General features: G+C 53.4%; 18 protein-coding genes and 6 tRNA genes. 2 read left to right on the top strand and 22 right to left on the bottom strand.

Features of this window, described 5'->3' with window-relative positions; translation table 11 throughout:
* Nucleotides 1-123 precede the first annotated feature (123 nt).
* From tsaD to B0W44_RS01660, 20 genes are all read right to left on the bottom strand, one after another.
* The gene (tsaD, locus tag B0W44_RS01755) at nt 124-1,113 is read right to left on the bottom strand and encodes a tRNA (adenosine(37)-N6)-threonylcarbamoyltransferase complex transferase subunit TsaD (RefSeq protein WP_228441391.1); all 990 of its coding nucleotides are present in this window, start codon (nt 1,111-1,113) and stop codon (nt 124-126) included.
* Complete coding sequence (gene rimI, locus B0W44_RS01750; protein WP_077721205.1) at nt 1,110-1,535, bottom strand: ribosomal protein S18-alanine N-acetyltransferase; 426 nt, start codon at nt 1,533-1,535, stop codon at nt 1,110-1,112. Before rimI ends, tsaD begins: the two co-directional genes overlap by 4 nt.
* A gap of 47 nt (nt 1,536-1,582) precedes the next feature.
* On the bottom strand, nt 1,583-2,284 hold the full coding sequence (tsaB, locus tag B0W44_RS01745; RefSeq protein ID WP_077718509.1) for a tRNA (adenosine(37)-N6)-threonylcarbamoyltransferase complex dimerization subunit type 1 TsaB: 702 nt from the start codon (nt 2,282-2,284) through the stop codon (nt 1,583-1,585).
* Nucleotides 2,281-2,745 carry a tRNA (adenosine(37)-N6)-threonylcarbamoyltransferase complex ATPase subunit type 1 TsaE gene (gene tsaE, locus B0W44_RS01740; protein ID WP_077718508.1) on the bottom strand — a complete coding sequence of 155 codons (465 nt, stop codon included), beginning with the start codon at nt 2,743-2,745 and terminating at the stop codon, nt 2,281-2,283. Before tsaE ends, tsaB begins: the two co-directional genes overlap by 4 nt.
* Before the next feature lie 96 nt (nt 2,746-2,841).
* A tRNA-Gly gene (locus B0W44_RS01735) sits at nt 2,842-2,915 on the bottom strand.
* Between the two features lie 122 nt (nt 2,916-3,037).
* A tRNA-Pro gene (locus B0W44_RS01730) sits at nt 3,038-3,114 on the bottom strand.
* Between the two features lie 16 nt (nt 3,115-3,130).
* A tRNA-Leu gene (locus tag B0W44_RS01725) sits at nt 3,131-3,217 on the bottom strand.
* Between the two features lie 5 nt (nt 3,218-3,222).
* Nucleotides 3,223-3,298: transfer RNA gene (locus B0W44_RS01720), tRNA-Lys, on the bottom strand.
* A gap of 18 nt (nt 3,299-3,316) precedes the next feature.
* Nucleotides 3,317-3,409, bottom strand: a tRNA-Ser gene (locus B0W44_RS01715).
* Between the two features lie 8 nt (nt 3,410-3,417).
* Nucleotides 3,418-3,492 (bottom strand) — tRNA-Asn (locus tag B0W44_RS01710).
* Between the two features lie 104 nt (nt 3,493-3,596).
* Complete coding sequence (locus B0W44_RS01705; RefSeq protein ID WP_077718507.1) at nt 3,597-4,070, bottom strand: SprT family protein; 474 nt, start codon at nt 4,068-4,070, stop codon at nt 3,597-3,599.
* 61 nt (nt 4,071-4,131) lie between these two features.
* Nucleotides 4,132-6,276: a Tex family protein gene (locus B0W44_RS01700; RefSeq protein ID WP_077718506.1), complete on the bottom strand. Its 2,145-nt coding sequence runs from the start codon at nt 6,274-6,276 to the stop codon at nt 4,132-4,134.
* A gap of 81 nt (nt 6,277-6,357) precedes the next feature.
* A complete protein-coding gene (locus B0W44_RS01695; protein ID WP_077721203.1) occupies nt 6,358-6,708 on the bottom strand; it encodes a type II toxin-antitoxin system PemK/MazF family toxin in 351 nt (116 codons plus the stop codon).
* 4 nt (nt 6,709-6,712) lie between these two features.
* A complete protein-coding gene (locus B0W44_RS01690; protein ID WP_077721204.1) occupies nt 6,713-6,964 on the bottom strand; it encodes a CopG family ribbon-helix-helix protein in 252 nt (83 codons plus the stop codon).
* A gap of 202 nt (nt 6,965-7,166) precedes the next feature.
* Nucleotides 7,167-8,315 carry an alanine racemase gene (alr, locus tag B0W44_RS01685; protein WP_077718505.1) on the bottom strand — a complete coding sequence of 383 codons (1,149 nt, stop codon included), beginning with the start codon at nt 8,313-8,315 and terminating at the stop codon, nt 7,167-7,169.
* Nucleotides 8,316-8,587: 272 nt separating this feature from the next.
* Nucleotides 8,588-9,619, bottom strand: a complete 1,032-nt coding sequence (locus B0W44_RS01680; protein WP_077718504.1) for an outer membrane lipoprotein-sorting protein — start codon at nt 9,617-9,619, stop codon at nt 8,588-8,590.
* Nucleotides 9,620-9,644: 25 nt separating this feature from the next.
* Nucleotides 9,645-11,228, bottom strand: coding sequence for an NAD(P)H-hydrate dehydratase (locus B0W44_RS01675; RefSeq protein WP_077718503.1), 1,584 nt, complete (start codon nt 11,226-11,228; stop codon nt 9,645-9,647).
* Nucleotides 11,229-11,285: 57 nt separating this feature from the next.
* Complete coding sequence (gene acpS, locus B0W44_RS01670) at nt 11,286-11,648, bottom strand: holo-ACP synthase (protein WP_335582663.1); 363 nt, start codon at nt 11,646-11,648, stop codon at nt 11,286-11,288.
* A gap of 2 nt (nt 11,649-11,650) precedes the next feature.
* The gene (locus B0W44_RS01665) at nt 11,651-12,748 is read right to left on the bottom strand and encodes an ABC transporter permease (protein WP_077718501.1); all 1,098 of its coding nucleotides are present in this window, start codon (nt 12,746-12,748) and stop codon (nt 11,651-11,653) included.
* A complete protein-coding gene (locus tag B0W44_RS01660) occupies nt 12,748-13,662 on the bottom strand; it encodes an ABC transporter ATP-binding protein (protein ID WP_077718500.1) in 915 nt (304 codons plus the stop codon). The genes B0W44_RS01665 and B0W44_RS01660 overlap by 1 nt, the downstream gene beginning before the upstream one ends.
* 140 nt (nt 13,663-13,802) lie before the next feature.
* Between B0W44_RS01660 and B0W44_RS01655 the strand changes: the two genes are divergently transcribed.
* On the top strand, nt 13,803-14,672 hold the full coding sequence (locus B0W44_RS01655; RefSeq protein WP_077718499.1) for an alpha/beta fold hydrolase: 870 nt from the start codon (nt 13,803-13,805) through the stop codon (nt 14,670-14,672).
* A 27-nt stretch (nt 14,673-14,699) separates the two neighbouring features.
* On the opposite strand, the gene B0W44_RS01650 is transcribed toward B0W44_RS01655, so the two are convergent.
* The gene (locus B0W44_RS01650) at nt 14,700-15,134 is read right to left on the bottom strand and encodes a BrxA/BrxB family bacilliredoxin (protein ID WP_077718498.1); all 435 of its coding nucleotides are present in this window, start codon (nt 15,132-15,134) and stop codon (nt 14,700-14,702) included.
* A 204-nt stretch (nt 15,135-15,338) separates the two neighbouring features.
* Between B0W44_RS01650 and B0W44_RS01645 the strand changes: the two genes are divergently transcribed.
* A complete protein-coding gene (locus B0W44_RS01645; protein WP_149026900.1) occupies nt 15,339-16,634 on the top strand; it encodes a Glu/Leu/Phe/Val family dehydrogenase in 1,296 nt (431 codons plus the stop codon).
* An 87-nt stretch (nt 16,635-16,721) separates the two neighbouring features.
* On the opposite strand, the gene B0W44_RS01640 is transcribed toward B0W44_RS01645, so the two are convergent.
* The gene (locus tag B0W44_RS01640; protein WP_228441388.1) at nt 16,722-17,807 is read right to left on the bottom strand and encodes a DNA polymerase IV; all 1,086 of its coding nucleotides are present in this window, start codon (nt 17,805-17,807) and stop codon (nt 16,722-16,724) included.
* Nucleotides 17,808-17,990: the final 183 nt, after the last annotated feature.

The following is a 17,990-nucleotide window of genomic DNA, read 5'->3' as shown; positions in this document are numbered from 1 at the left end:
ACAGCTTTAGGGAGGCTGTGGATCACAATTACCCACAAAAAAACGGCTTAAACTAAGCCGTAACCTGTTTTTGAACAACGGTGTCGGGATGGAAAGGGAGACCATCCACTTTTTACAGAGCATTCATTCAAGGGGCAGACTCGGATCTGCGTTTAAATCCAGGCCGGCCTTTATGCCTTTTTGTTCTGCATAATAGGCGGCAGCTGCGATCATCGCCGCGTTGTCTGTGCACAATTCAAGGGGGGGAAGGGACAATGTGACACCCGTCTCTCGGGCGTACGACTGCAACCGCCGGCGCAGCTCCGTGTTCGCCGATACGCCACCGGCGACGATCAGCTGCCGGACACCGGTCTGTTCCACCGCTCGGCGCGTTTTTTCCACCAGCACGTCAAGAACCGCCGTTTGGAAACTGGCAGCCACATCTTCAACGACGACCTCTTGTTCTGATTGGATGGCGTTCTTGACCGCTGTCTTCAAGCCGCTGAAACTGAAGTCGAGGGACCCCGGCTCTAACCACGCCCTAGGGAAGTTGTAAGTGACCTTCCCTTTTTGAGCCAGCTGATCGATGACCGGCCCTCCGGGATACGACAGTTCAAGCAGCCGCGCAACTTTGTCGTACGCTTCTCCGGCCGCGTCGTCCCGTGTTTGTCCCAACCTTTCGAAATCGTAATGATCCTCCATCAAAATGAGTTCAGTGTGTCCACCCGAAACGACGAGGGAGACAAGGGGAAACTGCATCTCTCCCACGAGTTGATTGGCGTAAATGTGCCCGGCTACATGGTGGACGGGAATGACGGGTACACCGAGAGAGTAGGCTAGCGTTTTGGCTGCCGTGACGCCGATGAGCAATGCGCCAACCAATCCCGGTCCCTGCGTCACTGCGACCGCATCCACTTCTTCCGCTTTAATTTGAGCCTGCTGCAAAGCTTCTTCCAGCAAGAACGTCATTTGTTCGACGTGACGCCTTGAAGCGACTTCGGGCACGACCCCACCGAACCGGCGGTGAATCTCTACTTGGGAGGACACGACATTGGAGAGCAATTCCTTCCCGTCGCGAACTAGAGCGACAGCCGTCTCATCACAACTCGTTTCAATGGCCAATATGGTCTTCATTTTAAATTCACCCACATGATCCACGCATCTTCGTCATTGTCCGGATAGTAGTTGGGCCGGGTGCCTTCGTGAACAAAACCGAGGCTCTCGTACAAACGGCGGGCGACTCTGTTTGACGGGCGCACTTCCAGGGTCATTCTGTCCGCCCCGTTTCCCTTTACAAAGGCCATGACGTACGTCAACAGCTGTTTCCCGATCCCTTTTCCCCGGAACTTTGGATGCACAGCGACGTTTGTCACGTGCGCCTCGTCGACAACCAGCCACACACCGCAATAAGCCATGACGCGCTCCCTGTGTGTAGCAACGGTGTAGTAGGCAAACGGATTGTGTTTCAATTCCCGGCGAAACGCCTCCTCCGTCCACGGCGTTGTGAAGGACAGCGTTTCTATTTCGGAGATGGCCGGAATGTCCCCTTCCGCCATGGGGCGGAACTCGACGGATTTTCCTTCCAGCAGCAGGTTCTGACCACCTATTTTTGAATCTCCCACTTGGCCTCTGCCTCCGTTACTTGTAAATACTCAGGGACAAAGCGAGCAACGTCGTCACTTCCCCCGCGGCTCCACTGTTCCATCGCTAAACGACCGACAGACGACGGGCGAACGACATTTTCTTCCAGTGTGGCAAAAAACGCCCGTTCTTTTAACACGTTGACTATGATGTCGCGGTACTGGACGGCTCCGTCTCCTAAAAAGAGAAACGGCCCTTCTGTCTCCGTCAAACGCTTGACCCAGTCCTTCACAGGAACCACTCGGTCTTGATGCACGGCAGTTATGTTTTCATTCTTGTCGAAGCGATAATGGCCCGTGTACACCCGTTCGCGCCGTGCATCCCACATCGGAATGAGACTGCCAGAAAAGCGACGGCCGTTGACCGCCAGAGCCGCGAGGCTGGAGATGCCGACAAGGGGCAGTTTTAACGACCACGCCAACATTTTCGCCGTCGTTACGCCGATGCGCACGCCGGTATAGGAGCCCGGTCCCCGAGTGACCGCAATTCCCCCAATATCCCGCAAGGAAACGTTCGTGTCCGAAAGCATGCGGTCAATCGTAGGCAACAGACGCTCGGCGTGATGGCGCTTTAAATGGAGCACTGTATCGCCCAACACGGTCTCTTCGTCCGTGACGGCCACGGCGAGGACCGACGTACTCGTATCCATTGCTAACCATTTCAAGCCTCCAACAACTCCTTCACCCGGTCACATCCTGGCCCGTCTGTCCCCCATACCCGGATGCGCCTTGTGTGCGGGGATGTCTCCTCCATCGTAATGTGAACCACATCTTTCGGCAACGCCTCTCCGAGGCGATCGGCCCACTCAACGATGCAGACGCCCTCGCCGTCAAAATACTCTTCCAGCCCGAGGGCTGCTGCTTCCTCCTCACCGTTCAAACGGTACAAATCCATGTGGTAAAGGGGGATCCGCCCGCGGTACTCTTTGATGAGTGTAAAGGTCGGACTGTTGACACGCTCTTGAACACCCAGTGCCCGGGCAAAAGCTTGCGTAAACGTCGTTTTCCCTGCACCGAGATCCCCTTTCAACGCCAAGACGTCACCCGGTTGAACGATACGCGCCACCTGTTCGGCCAACCGGTTAGTATCCTCTACAGACTTGCTGTCAAACGTCAGTTCCACCATGTGTTTCCCACCCGTTCGTCTTATTATATCCATCATGCCAAAGGCGTGGCAAACATAAAACAAACGCGCGGAATACAACATCCGCGCGTTGGTTTATGGAGCGGGTGATGGGAATCGAACCCACGTATCCAGCTTGGAAGGCTGGTGTTCTACCATTGAACTACACCCGCATGGTACAGGCGGGCCATTACCGTGCCTCGCCCTCGTGATGGTTGTGTGGAGGACGTACGCCCAGGGAGTGACGAGAGATGTCTCAATCACCCCAAACACTGGTACGGTCCCCACACCGGTCTGGTCGGGATGACAGGATTTGAACCTGCGACCTCCTCGTCCCGAACGAGGCGCTCTGCCAAGCTGAGCCACATCCCGAGAGTAGCAAGTGTGATGGTGCGGTCGGCGAGACTCGAACTCGCACGGCCTCTCGGCCACTACCCCCTCAAGATAGCGTGTCTGCCTATTCCACCACGACCGCAAAAATGGTGAGCCATGCAGGAATCGAACCTGCGACACCCTGATTAAAAGTCAGGTGCTCTACCGACTGAGCTAATGGCTCAAAAAATTTCCAGCTTCGTGGCGGAGAGAGAGGGATTCGAACCCTCGCGGGGCCATAGGGCCCCCTAACGGTTTAGCAAACCGTCCCCTTCGGCCTCTTGGGTATCTCTCCGCATAAGATGGCTCCTCCGGTAGGACTCGAACCTACAACCTATCGGTTAACAGCCGACCGCTCTACCATTGAGCTACGGAGGAACGAAATGAGACACATCTTTTAGTATACAGCTTTAATGGGATACGTGCAAGAGTAAATGACTGGGAAACGTGTGCTCCCATCTATTGAGACGGGTGATGTTAATTTACCACATTCCCTCACAGTTGGTCAAGACGTGTAGACGCAATTTGCCATGACACTTGCCACATCGGTACCGGTCGGGATTCATCTTTTTCTTGCGAAAGTACTTCGTTTGACAAGAACGGCAAACGAGGACGTATTTGGCCGCCCTCTGCTTTTGGGTTCCCGGCAATGGGCGGCAGTAACGCGATCCCCCTACTTTTGTTAGCAAGGCTTGAAAATCTTTGTCCCGGTGCCGGTAACCTCTTCCAGCTAAATGCAAGTGGTAATGGCACAGCTCATGCCGCACAATGCCCAACATTTCCTCTTTTCCGTGCTCCCAGTACTTCGGGTTTAACTCAATGGAGTGGTCGTGGGGAAAGTAACGGCCGCCCGTCGTCCGCAAGCGATGGTTGTAACGCACCTCATGGCGAAACGGAAGGCCGAAATCTTCTTCGGAAATTCGTTCGACCCACTTTTGCAAACTCTCTTGGTCCACAGTCAAAACCTCCGACACCGTCTGAAACGTCCACAACACAAACCAAACTGGACGTTTTTTTCTAAGACAACGGAATCATGCTCAAGGAGACTCGCTCTCTGCGGGTGTCCACATCGAGCACCCACACGTCCACAACATCACCCACTGATACCACATCCAGCGGATGGCGGACAAAGTACTCCCGCATTTTGGAGATGTGCACCAAGGCGTCGTTTTTCAACCCGATATCGACAAAAGCGCCAAAGTCGACGACGTTTCGCACAGTTCCCTTGAGTTTCATCCCTTCTTGCAGATCTTCCAACTTCAGCACATCTGATTGCAAAATCGGTTTAGGCAAATCCTCCCGCGGGTCGCGGCCAGGGCGCTCCAGCGCCTCTACAATGTCTTTGAGCGTCGGAACCCCGCATTGCAACACCTCGGCTACCTTCGAGTAGTCCAACTGCCGCAGTTGTTCATTCAGCAGTTCCGAGCCGATGAGTTCATAGTCAGCCCCGAGGTATTCCAGTAAAGATTCAACGAGATCGTACGATTCCGGGTGAATGGGCGTCTTGTCCAACGGATGGTCGCCACCGTAGATGCGCAAAAACCCGACACACTGTTCGTACGTCTTTTCACCGAGGCGCGGGACGGCTTTTAACTCGTGACGGCTCTTAAATTTTCCGTCCGTCTCTCGATATTTGACGATATTTTGGGCAACGGAAGGCGATATGCCTGAAACGTACTGCAAAAGCGCAGGAGAGGCTGTATTCACATCGACACCGACGTGGTTGACAGCCGACTCGACGACTCCTTTCAAGCTTTCACTCAATCTCTTTTGACTGACGTCGTGTTGATACTGTCCGACGCCAACCGCTTTCGGTTCTATTTTGACCAGTTCTGCCAACGGATCTTGCAGGCGCCTGGCGATTGAGACGGCGCTTCGTTCGGCCACGTCCAGGTCAGGAAATTCTTCCTTTGCCAGTTTAGATGCAGAATACACACTTGCCCCCGCTTCACTGACGATGACGTAATACAATTCCCGGTCGGACTCGCGGATGACTTCGGCCACGAACCTCTCCGTCTCCCGAGAGGCGGTTCCGTTGCCGATGGCGATTAAACTGATACCGTACTGCTCGATTAAGCGGTGGAAAATGTCTTTCGCTTCACTGATTTTGTTCTGCGGGGGTGTCGGATAACACACCTCGACGTGCAAGAGCTTCCCCGTGTCGTCCACGACTGCCAGTTTACATCCCGTTCGGTACGCCGGGTCCACTCCCATCACGACGTGGTGGCGAATCGGAGGTTGCAGGAGTAAGTGGCGCAAATTTTCAGAAAAAATACGAATCGCCTGCTCTTCCGCTTTTTCTGTCAACGACTTGCGAATATCCCGCTCAACGGCTGGAGCGATTAACCGCTTGTAACTGTCACGGACAATGTCTTCCCACACTGTGCCTTTAACACCTTGACCAAAGACTTGATCGCCTATGTACGACAGAATGCGTTTCTCAGGGAATCGCATATTCACGCGCAAGATCTCTTCCCTTTCCCCGCGGTTAATGGCGAGGACGCGGTGCGGACGAATCGATTTCACTGCTTCCTCGTAATCGTAGTACATTTCATAGACGGACTCTACGGATGCGTCCCGCGCTTCCGTACGGATCACGCCTTCTGCCCAAGCAGTGCGCCGAACCCATTGTCGAATGTCGGCACGGTCGGCAATGTCTTCTGCCAAGATGTCGCTCGCCCCTTGGATCGCATCCTCTGGCGTCGGAACGCCGTTTTCTTCGGAGACGAACGCTTGCGCTTCACGCAGAAGGCGTTTGAGGTCGTTCTCTTTTGCCATATGCCGGGCGAGAGGTTCTAATCCTCTTTCTTTTGCGACAGAGGCACGCGTCTTGCGTTTCGGGCGGTACGGGCGGTACAAGTCTTCTACTTCTTGCAGTTTGGTCGCTTTCTCAATCTGCTCCCTGAGCTCATCCGTCAATTTGTCCTGTTCGTCGATTAGCCGGATGACTTCTCGTTTCCGCTCACTTAGTTGCTCTAAATACCGCCAGCGCTCGTCCACGGCGCGCAGGGTCTCCTCGTCCAGTTCACCGGTCGCTTCCTTCCGGTACCGGGCAATAAACGGAATCGTATTCCCGTCTTTTAACAGGCGAATCGCGGCGTCAACTTGCCGGTATTGAATGCTGAGTTCTTTTGCAATGAGTTGAGTGAAATCTAGCTCCATCTTTTGCCTCCAACTGAACAAATACACCCGTTTTAACGGGTAAGGTACACAAAAAAAGCAAGGGGGAACCTCCCTATGCTGTTAAAAATCGATGAGGCCCAGACTGATTTGCAAGGCTTCATCGACTTCCTCCATGATATCTTCATCTAAGTGAGTGATTTTGTCGGTCAACCTTTGTTTGTCAATCGTGCGAATCTGCTCCAGCAGGACAACCGAATCACGGTCAAACCCGTGCAGTTTCGCGTCGATCTCCACGTGCGTCGGAAGCTTGGCCTTTTGAATTTGTGCCGTTATCGCGGCAACGATGACAGTAGGGCTGAACCGATTGCCGATATCGTTTTGAATAATGAGTACGGGGCGGATTCCACCTTGTTCAGAACCGATGACCGGTGACAAATCCGCAAAGTAAACGTCGCCGCGCTTCACCATCAACACGTTACACCCCGCTAACCAGACGGTTTAGGGTAAGGTCCGCTTCTTCCTCCGCTTGAAACGCTTCCGCAGCGATATTCAGGTTAATTTTAGCCATTTCCACGTATCCGCGCTGCATCGTTTCGCGAATGTGGCGCTTTTTCAACTCTTGTAAATACTGCTTCATCGCACGACGTATAAAATCACTTCGGCTGGACTGCTCCGCTTCTACCATTCCGTCGACTTCGTGAAGAAGGTGCTGCGGCAAACTGATCATAATACGCTTTGTTTCTGACAATGGAAACTCACACCCCCAACAACCATCACCGTTCAAATTTCCCCTATCAATACTACCATTATGTCGGATCACTTGCAAAAATATACGGAATTGAACGCATCACCACCATTCTATTCGCCACTTTTTGAAAAAATCCTGCTAATCCCGTCATTTTCTCACAATTTTTTTGCCGTATCGACTCTCACCTCGACCGGGCGGCCGTTTCGCATGTAGACGCGGGGACCCTGCGATTCACCATACACGTCACTTCGTAGTTGATCGTTCCTAACCATTTCGCGACTTCGTCGACGGGCAACTCTTCGCCTCCCTGCTTGCCGTACAAAACGACTTCATCCCCGACGCGGGCCTTCAATCCGTCTGGCAAGGCGAGCATCGTCTGATCCATACATATTCGTCCGACGATGGGCACGCGCTTCCCCTGGACGAGGGCCTGGCCGCGGTTAGAGAGAAGGCGGTTGTATCCATCGGCGTAGCCGATGGGTAACGTCGCGATCGTTTCTTCCTTTTTCGTACGGTAGGTCGATCCGTAGCTGATACCCGTTCCCGCTTGAACGCGCTTTACGTGGACGATTTTCGTCTTGAGCGACATGACGGGTTTTAACGCCACGTTTTGTCGCTTCACTTCGGCAGACGGGTAAAGCCCGTACAAGCTAATGCCAATCCGCACCATGTTGAAGCCGTACTGGGGCAAATCTATGGCAGCAGCACTGTTCCCGCAATGGACGAGTGAAAAAGACGCCCCCATACGCTTACACTTTTGTAAAATCATTTTAAGGTTGTTCGCCTGCCAATGGGTGTACTGTTTATCTCTCTCGTCGGCGCGCGCAAAATGCGTAAACAACCCTTCCAGCTCGAAGAACCTAGTATCTAGCAACTGTTCAACTAACGGTGGAACTTCATGTAACCGGACCCCCAACCTCCCCATTCCCGTGTCGGCTTTCAGGTGTACGACGGCCCGCTTCCCAACGGCGGCCGATGCTTCTTTAACTTGGGCCGCGTGATCAGGATCGTAGACAGTGATGCGGATCTTTCTCGCAATCGCCTCGGCCAAACCCCGTACTGGGATGTATCCCATGACGAGGATGGGAGCGCGGATCCCTGCGTCCTGCAGTTCGATTGCCTCGTCCAGCGTGGCAACACCGAGGAAAGTCGCACCGTTGTCAAGCGCTTCCCGTGCCACCGGCTCCGCTCCGTGCCCGTATCCGTTCGCTTTCACGGTGGCCATGATAGCTGTACGGGGAGGCAGCCAGGCGCGAAATGCGCGGACATTGTGAGCGACAGCATCTAAGTCAATTTCCGCAACTGTGTCACGATAAAACGAATCTAGCATGGTCTTACCTCTTTTACTAGTTTCACGAACACATGTCGTTAAAGTCTCACAAGAGGGGACAGCCCCGAACTTTTTGCCCACAAAACGAACAGAAAGGTTAGGCGTACCAGCAAGGGTGTGTCCGACAGGTACGACTTTTTCAGGGAAAGGACGGTCGTCCTTTCCCCTTAAGTAACACGGTTGTGCTTTCAGCTTAGAACGGAGGCGGGAAGTTGTCAAATGTGCAAAAAAATAAGGGAGGCGACAACGGCCATACCCTTGATGAGACGTGTTTATTTCGTCGATTGATTCTCGATGGACTCTGCCACTTGCACGAGTTCTTCTTCCGTTAAGGCGCCCTTCAGCTGAAAATCGACACCGTCGTAAGTCCAATTCAATTGCTTCTGATCTCCCAACTCCAGAAGAACACCGACGGCGTAACTGAGGTGAACTGGTTCCCCCACTGCAGCTGCCGTGGCTGGGACGGTCTGGGTTGCCGGCTGTTGCAGCAGTGTGAACGGTTTGTCGCCACCATAGCGAAACAATACACCTTCTCCCTTATCCCCTGCCACTTTAAACTCACTTTCCAACTGCGTTCCTTCTGGAATGTACGATGGCGTCAACCCTCCGACGTCATTTTTTTCTGATGTCTCTTCTTCTCCATCTGTTGCCAATGCTTCAGCTGTCTCTTCACCCCAGTCTTTCATATTGCGCTCCATATCGAAAGCATCGCTGTCGAAATTTGCCCCCATTTCGAACTTATCGAACTCCACTTCAACTAGCGGTTCTCCATCCGCGTCCAATATCGCCATCCGTTCGGGCTCGTAATCTTTATTTAACTGAATCTGTTGACGTTTTAGCGCTTGATTTTGCTTGTAATTGGCAGCGACATTGAAAATGTAGCTGTCATCCGCCTTTTCAAATTCTCGGTTGTCATCTTCTACGATACTTTGCACGAGGGTCTGGTATAAATACGGCTGACCGTGTGCATCTGGCCAATTACTTTGGAAACGGAAGTGTTTGTCGTCTTGAGGTGTCAGGACAAACACCCCTTCATCGTTGCGCAAAATAATCTGTGTCACGTCTTGTGCAGCGTTTTTCAAAGCGACTCTGTAATAGTGCGGTGGCTGGTACCACACCTCAATGTCGTATTGATGCTGTTCTGATCCTGACTGAACACTCATCGTAGCATGAGAGCGGTAGCTGTTTTCATTAGATTGGGCACGCAAATCCTCGACAATATCTTCTTCACTTTTCATCCCGCACCCGACCAAAACGATCACCAACGTAACCACGAGAGTGATCGTCCACCCGCTCCGAGGCATGTGATCATCCCCTTATGGAAATTGTCTATTTCCCGGGAAATGTGTCGGTAAAGCCTGGAGGTTCGTTGGATCTCGCCACACTGAAGGCCGTTCCGATGTGGTCTACGATGTCCGTAGCCAAGACGCTGAACTCCGAATCGCGTTCTGCTGCCACCTCTCCGGCACAGCCGTGTAAACTGACAGCAAGGGGCACTGCGACATCCAGGGACATTCCTTGAGCGATGTTCGCCGCAATCATGCCTGTCAGTACATCGCCAGATCCAGCTTTTGCCATGGCCGGCGTTCCGGTTGTATTGACGAATTGCCGCCCGTCAGGAAAGGCGGTAATCGTAAAACGCCCTTTTAACACGACAACGGCGCCTGTCTCCCTGGCCAGCTCGCGTGCGATTTCCGGACGGTGTCGTTCAACATCCGGCACTTCCCGCTGTAACAGACGAGCCATCTCACCCGGATGCGGCGTCAAAATGACAGGAGCTTGGCAATCGTCCAACAGCCGCAAATCGGCAGCCAAAATGTTTAAAGCGTCGGCATCCAGCACGACCGGAGATTCGACAGCGCTCAACAGCGTTCGCAACCACTCGACATCCCCGTGAAAACGCCCCAAACCCGGTCCGATAGCGAGCGAGTCGTAATCATTCACGCGTTCGACGAGTGGCATGACTGAATCCGCCGTCCAACGGTCGTCACTCCCTTTACCGAAACCTAACGTTAACGTTTCAGGTGTGTAACCGGCAACGACAGATTGAATGCCGCGGGGAACAGCAGTGGTCACCAACCCCGCCCCGGCTTTTAAAGCTGCCCGGGAGGCGAGGGCAGGTGCTCCGGACATTCCTCCTTTACCGCCGACAACGAGCACGTGACCGAACGATCCTTTGTGCGAAAAAGCGGGGCGGCGCTCGACGTGTTGTGCCCAGTGCGCCATGTCAGTGACGCGGGAAGCGACGGGGTACTGGGCGGCCAGTGATTGCGGTATGCCGATATCGGCTACGACACAATCTCCTGCCAACTCTGCAGCCGGAGCTAAGTAGTGACACCACTTCGGAAAAGCGAAGGTGACTGTACAATGGGCCCGCATCGCTTCTCCCATCACAGCTCCGTTATCCGTATTCACGCCACTTGGTACATCGGCGGCGACGACGAGGGGAACGGCGGAACGATTAACCATGCGGATGACCTCCTTCATGGGAGGTCGCACATTTCCGCTCAGACCGATCCCCAGCAAACTGTCAACGACCACGTCCGCTTCGTCGAGAGAACGCTGTAACGCCTCTTGCTGATCTTCGGAAAAAACACGGGTCGGGATAGACAGGCGTTGACAGACTTCCCAGAAACGTCTGGCATCGTCACTGAACCGCTCTACTTTCCCGACAAGCCAGACGTGGGTATCGTACCCCGCTTCAGCCAAGTGACGTGCTGCAACGAGACCATCTCCCCCGTTGTTGCCGTGACCGGCAAGCACCGTTACTTTACAGCTCCCCCTTCTGCGTCGCTTCACTTCTTGCGCCACGGCACGACCGGCCACTTCCATCAACACGGTCGACGGAATGCCCAAATCCTCAATCGTTTGGCGATCCAACTCGCGCATCTCCTGTGCCTTTACCACATACACACAGTTTCCCTCCTCGACCTGCGTTATATATGTATGTCCGCCTTGTCCCCTTTATGTCTACCGCTCGACGATGACCTGTGCAGCCACTAGACGTTGAGAATGGGTAATACTGCAGTGAATAGACACGTCTTCCCACCCGAGGAGTGCCAAAACTTCCGGTGAGATAGTCACGGCGGGGCGCCCGGCCCTGTCCGTCAACACCTCGATATCCTGCCAGCCGACAGTTTTTCCGATTCCGCACCCCGCCGCTTTAGCCGTCGCTTCTTTGACGGCAAAACGGCCGGCGACATACTCTCGTCGGCGCCGTTCACTGACAGGCACACGCCCCCGTTCTCCCGGGGTCAAAATCCTCTCCTCCAGACGGGGATGCGCTTCACTGCCGAAGCGGCTCACTTCCACGATGTCCAGCCCAATTCCCACAATCAACCTCTCTCCTCCTCCCACTTAAACGTCCACGCAGACACGACAAACGATCCGATCAACCAACCCAACAGGACGAGCCCTTCCCGCCACAGATCCGTCCATCCGGCACTGGCATTCATTATCCCGCGAAGCGCTTCGGCCAAATACGAGATCGGAAGCACGTGAATGAGCGGTGCTAGCCAAACAGGCAAATCGCGAATGGGAAAAAAAATGCCGCCTAAAAACATCATAAAAAAAGACAGCAATCCCGCAAGGGGAGACGCGCTCTCCGGGTTTTTCGCCACGCTGGCGATGATGAACCCAATCGCCATAAATGTAAAGGTTCCGAGTATTACATAGGCCATGAGCAGCAGCCACGACCCGTTATTGCGCACACCGAAGACGAACAACGCTACGAGCAACACGAGGACGATCTGCGCACTGTTAAAAAGGAAGCGCGCTGCAATCTGGCTGGCGACGAACGTCGCACTTCTGAGAGGTGTTCCCTGTAGCCTGCGCAGTATGCCGCGTTCACGCCACGACGAAATCGTCGCCGTCACACCGTTCAGACTGTTGTTCATGATCAGCAGCGCGAGAATGCCCGGCACTAAAAAATCGGTGTAGGAGATGTCCACACTTTGCACACTGACGTCTTCCACTGAAATGAGCGGTGTAAATTCTGTCAACTGCTTGTTCCAACGGTCTATGAACTGGTGGACGAGCGTTTTGCCGATTTCGGCCACCTGGGGGTTTTCTTTATCGTGATACAGTTTCATTGAAACACCTGTACCGTGTTCAACTTTTTCACCGAAACCGGACGGAATGACGAGCAGCATGTCCGCATCGCCCTGTTCCAGCGCTGTCATCCCGCCTGCCCTATCCACCTGCCGGACCTCGATCCCCTCCAATTCCGAAAGCTCAGCCAGAAAGCTTCGGGATTCTCTGCTTTGATCGTCGTCTGCCACGGTGAGGGAAAGGCTGAATCCGTTCCCATCTCCCAAGACGCCGCCCAACAACATCATCATGAAGACCGGGAAAAAAAATGACCAGAACAGCGCCTGCCTGTTGCGCACGTACAACCGCACCTGTGTTAAAGTCAACTGCCAAAATCCTTTCATCAATCCTTCAACCTCTTTCCCGTCAGGTGTAAAAAAACGTCTTCCAAAGTGGCTGTCCGTGTGCGCAATCCATTTATTTTAAACGTCCCATGCTCGGAAAGGTCAATCAGTTCTTTCAGCGTCTGTTGTAACGCATCCGTTAACAGCTGGACCCCTTTTCCATCGTCCACTTTCTTCACCCGTTTTACACCGGCAAGTGACTGAAAGCGAGACACGTCAAGGCCGTCTGGCACCACAAATTCAACGACACTGTCAGAATCCAGTCTCCGGATCAAGCCAGAAGGGGTGTCGAGGGCAATCACTTTACCGGCATCCATAATCGCAATCCGATCACACAGGGCTTCCGCTTCCTCCATGTAGTGGGTCGACAAAACGATCGTCTTCCCTGATTGCTGTAACGTATGAATAATGTCCCACAGTCCTCGGCGCGCCTGTGGATCTAAACCGGTCGTCGGTTCGTCCAAAAACAGTACTTTCGGATCGTGAATGACGGCAAGGCCGATCGCGAGGCGCTGTTTCTGCCCTCCCGACAAATGTTTCACCCAGTCTTCTGCTTTTTCTTCCAAGTGGAAGCGGCTTAAAATGTCTTGGGTGGGCTGTGTCTCGCCGTAAAAACTGGCGTACAAGCGCAACATCTCCCTCACCGTCAACCGCTCAAACAAGGCCGTCGCTTGCAGCTGAATCCCGATAACCTTTTTCACGCGCTGCCGCTCACGAACGACGTCCAATCCGTCAATGACAATTTCCCCGGTATCAGGTGGGCGCAGACCTTCCACCATTTCCATGGTCGTCGTTTTGCCGGCACCATTTGGCCCGAGTAAGCCAAACACTTCCCCTTCTCGCACATCGAGACTGACATCGTCCACCGCTACCGTATCGCGGTAGCGTTTCGATATGTGTCGAACGCGTATCAAGCGCTCTCACCTCGCTTCTAACAACACCTCTATCTTAACGTTATGGCCACTCAAAGGCCATTTGACACACGAGAGAGATCGGTTTAATGTTTCACCCACAGGAAACGGTAACGTATAGAATATGAGGAAGGGGTGATCGAATGGGCATTCGAGAGCACATGTACCGACTGCCTGACACACAGCTCTTTGTCCAGCGCGCCGGAAGAGCCGACCGCGTGATCTTGCTGGTACACGGGTTTCTCGCGTCCACTTTTACTTGGCGCTACATGTTCCCGTACTTAAGCCCCCATTTTACGGTCTACGCCGTCGACTTGCCGGGATTTGGGCGCAGCGCCAAAGACAGAAGCTACCACTACACTTTAGAGGGGTTTGCCCAAACTCTTCACGCATTCGTTCAAGCGGAAGGCATTCGTCAAGTAACCGTCATGGCCCATTCCATGGGGGGACAAGTCGCTTTGCGCTTGGCCAAGCGCGCTCCGGAAACGGTTCAGCGCCTCGTGCTCATTGCTCCTTCCGGCTACTTGCGGTCGGCCAAGCGGTGGCAGAAAATCTTTTTTCGCCTGCCTTTCGCGTACTGCGTACTCCCTCTTCTACTTACACCCCAGCGCATCGACAAGCAGCTGCGAAGCGTGTACTACAACCTGAGCAACATGAACGTGGAAGAGCTGTACGACGGTTACATCACACCGTTAAAGGAACGGGATTTTCACCGCGCTCTCTTCCAGTTTGGGCGTTCGCGTGAAGACGACTTGTCCAGCATGGAATTGCGTGACATTCGCCAACCGACGCTGCTCCTGTGGGGGCGCCACGACCGCATCGTTCCTTTAAACATCGGCAAGCGCCTCTTGCGGGACCTCCCGAACGCCCGTTTAGAAATTATAGAAGAGACCGGGCACCTCCCGATGGAAGAAAAACCACTCGACGTCGTGGAGCGCCTCGCCCCGTTTCTCCACATTCCGGTTCCGAGTGGCGATTCCGCGATCGGTCATGCACCCTCCCGCCGACAATAAAGCTGTCCGGGCATCGGACAGCTTCAATCAACTACAGTATTTATCGTAGGCGGCCGTGAGATCGTTCACGATTTCTTGGGGCTCGCGACCCTCAATTTGGTGGCGTTCCATCATCCACTGGATTTTGCCGTCTTTAAGCAAGGCGATGGACGGTGACGACGGCGGGTACCCGGTGAAGTATTCGCGGGCCTTGGCTGTCGCCTCTTTGTCCTGTCCTGCAAATACAGTCACCAGATGATCTGGTGTCACTTTGTGCTTGAGGGAATAGGCCATCGCCGGACGGGCGAGTCCAGCAGCGCAACCGCAAACGGAATTGACGAAGACAACCGTTGTGCCTTTATTGTTTTCCAGAGCGTCTTCGACTTCCTCTGGCGTTCTCAATTCTTTAAATCCGATGGACGTGAGCTCTTCGCGCATCGGTTTTACCATGTCTTCCATGTATTGGTGATAAAACATCGACATATGCTGTCCCTCCTTCGCCATAACGATATGAGACATTGCTCTTCGTTTATTATAACGTTTCACAAACGCGATATAAAGAGGAAGGAAACCTTTCGGCGATTCATTGTAACTTAATTGTAAATTGAAAAGTTGCCAGCATCATATTATAATCTTTTTATAATTTTTTTTTGATACTTCACAAAAATGAACGTAAGGCGGGATGCTATGTTAGAAAACACGAACCCATACGACATTGTCAAACAGCAGATTGATCGTGCAGCCCAATTGCTCGGAGTAGACGACGGCATTGTCAACATTCTGAAAAAGCCCGCGAGGGTGCTCTCTGTTTCGTTTCCGGTAAAAATGGACGACGGCTCGATACGAGTGTTTGAAGGGTTTCGCTCACAACATAACGACGCCCTGGGACCGACGAAGGGCGGCATCCGCTTCCACCCCGACGTCACGATGGACGAGGTCAAAGCGCTGTCGATGTGGATGACGTTCAAGTGCAGTGTGATCGGGCTCCCGTTTGGCGGGGGGAAAGGCGGCGTCATTTGCGACCCGCGGGAATTGAGCAAGGCCGAATTGCAGCGGGTGAGTCGAGGTTACATTGAAGCCATTTCCAGCCTCATCGGTCCGGACAAAGACATTCCCGCCCCTGACGTCTACACCAACCCGCAGGTGATGGGGTGGATGGTAGATTCGTTCAGCCGTTTAAACGGTGCGTTTTCTCCTTCTGTCATTACAGGCAAACCGTTAATTCTCGGCGGGTCCGAAGGGAGGAACGAAGCGACCGCACGCGGCTGCGTCTACACCATCGTCGAAGCGATGAACGACCTCAACAAGCCGATGGAAAATGCGACAGTGGCCGTACAAGGTTTTGGAAATGCAGGCAGAATTGCGGCCAAACTGCTGCACGAACTCGGGTGTCGCATTGTGGCAGTCAGCGATTCGCAAGGGGCTGTCTACGATCCTGACGGTTTAGAGCTCGAACCGCTGGAACAGTGCAAAGACAGCGGCACTGTCAGACAGTACCCAGCTCCATACACGATCGAGCTGGAAGAGCTACTCGAGCTGGACGTCGACATTCTCATTCCAGCTGCGATGGAAAACAGCATTACGTCTCAAAATGCTCCCCGCGTAAAAGCCACTATCGTCGCCGAAGCGGCAAACGGTCCGACGACCCCAGAAGCTGATCGCATACTGTCAGAAAACGACGTCCTCGTCATTCCAGACATTCTCGCTAACGCCGGCGGCGTCACCGTGTCCTACTTTGAATGGGTACAAAATTTGATGAACTACTACTGGAAAGAGGAAGAAGTGAACGAAAAACTTCGGGACATGATGGTGACTGCCTACCGCAAGGTCGTCAAAGCAGCAAAAGAGTACGACACGGACTTGCGCACAGGGGCCTTCATCGTCTCCCTCCAACACATTATCGAAGCTATGATTGCGCGCGGCTGGGTGGATGAAACGGCTGTCAGCACCGCGAGTAAAGCCACCTCACTCATGACCCCGTAAGATCCTTTCCATGAAATTGTGATGTTCGTTGGAGGAAACGGCTTGCTTCTGTTTTCTAACTTAGAGGAACCACGACGTTCTTCTAGGTTAGAAAAGCTCCCCGTCGAAAAAACTAAGTTGAACAGTCGGGTGTAACTCCAGGTTGGAAACCCCTAGTCCGATCAGTCTGACATCCTCATCGAGTTCAAACTGGTGAAGCAATTCGAGAGCGGTCCGCCAGATGACTGTTTCATCCTGCGTGAACGTCTGAAGTGTGACACTTTTGGAATGTTCCCGAAAACGCCTGTCTTTTATTTTCACTGTCACCGTCCGGGCAAAGTACCCTCGTTCGTGCAACCACTTCCCGACGTCGTGCGCAAATTCACGCAAATAGTTCGCGAGTTCCTCCAGATCAGACGTGTCGTAGGCGAGCGTTTTCTCCCGGCTGACCGACTTCGCCTCCCGTCGCGTTTCAATGGTGCGGTGATCTTCGCCGCGGGCGTAGTGGTACAAGACTTCCCCGTGCTTCCCGAACATGCGCTTCATCTCGGCTAGGTCGTACCGGTACAAGTCGGAAATTTTGTAGCAGCCGAGCCGGTGCATCTTCGCCTCTGTTCTCGGGCCGACCCCGCGCAGCTTGTTGACCGGGAGATCGCGCAACACGTCTTGGGCCTGTTCTTTGCGAATGACCGTGAATCCGTCCGGTTTCTCCAAATCGCTGGCCAGCTTCGCCAGAAATTTGTTCGGGGCAACTCCGACGGATATGGTAATCCCTGTCTCCTCTTTGACTCGTTCCTTGATTTTGCGCGCCGCCTCCACAATCCCGCTCCCGTAATGAGACAAATCCATGTACGCTTCATCGATTGATACCGGTTCGACCAGGGGTGTAAACAGCCGAAAAATGCGAAAAATGGCGCGGGAAACTTCTTTATACCGCTCACGCCTCGGCGTGACAAAAATGCCGTGAGGACACTTTTGCCGCGCCATGAACATCGGCATGGCCGAGTGGACGCCAAACTTGCGAGCTTCGTACGAGCAAGTCGCAACCACGCCCCGTCCGCCCTTGCCTCCAACGATAACCGGCTTGCCCCGCAATTTCGGGTTGTCCAACATTTCGACCGCGGCAAAAAAACAGTCGCAGTCAACGTGCGCGATCTTGAGGGACATCGCTTTTCCACCACCGTCGTTTTTCACTGTACGGGTATAAGAATGTATGTTCCCTTACTATTATAACATTCGACACTAAATTGCACCCTCCTTCACCAACGCCTCCTGCCAGACAAAGGGACTTAACATATTTTTTAAACAGTCTTAATAAGTAATTAATAACCACAGATTAAAATTTCAATACACGAACCAAAAGGAGGCGTGGTTGGT

Origin of the sequence: Novibacillus thermophilus, assembly GCF_002005165.1 — a bacterium.
In the GTDB taxonomy this organism is placed as follows: domain Bacteria; phylum Bacillota; class Bacilli; order Thermoactinomycetales; family Novibacillaceae; genus Novibacillus; species Novibacillus thermophilus.
This window is presented reverse-complemented; position numbering and strand designations above follow the sequence as displayed.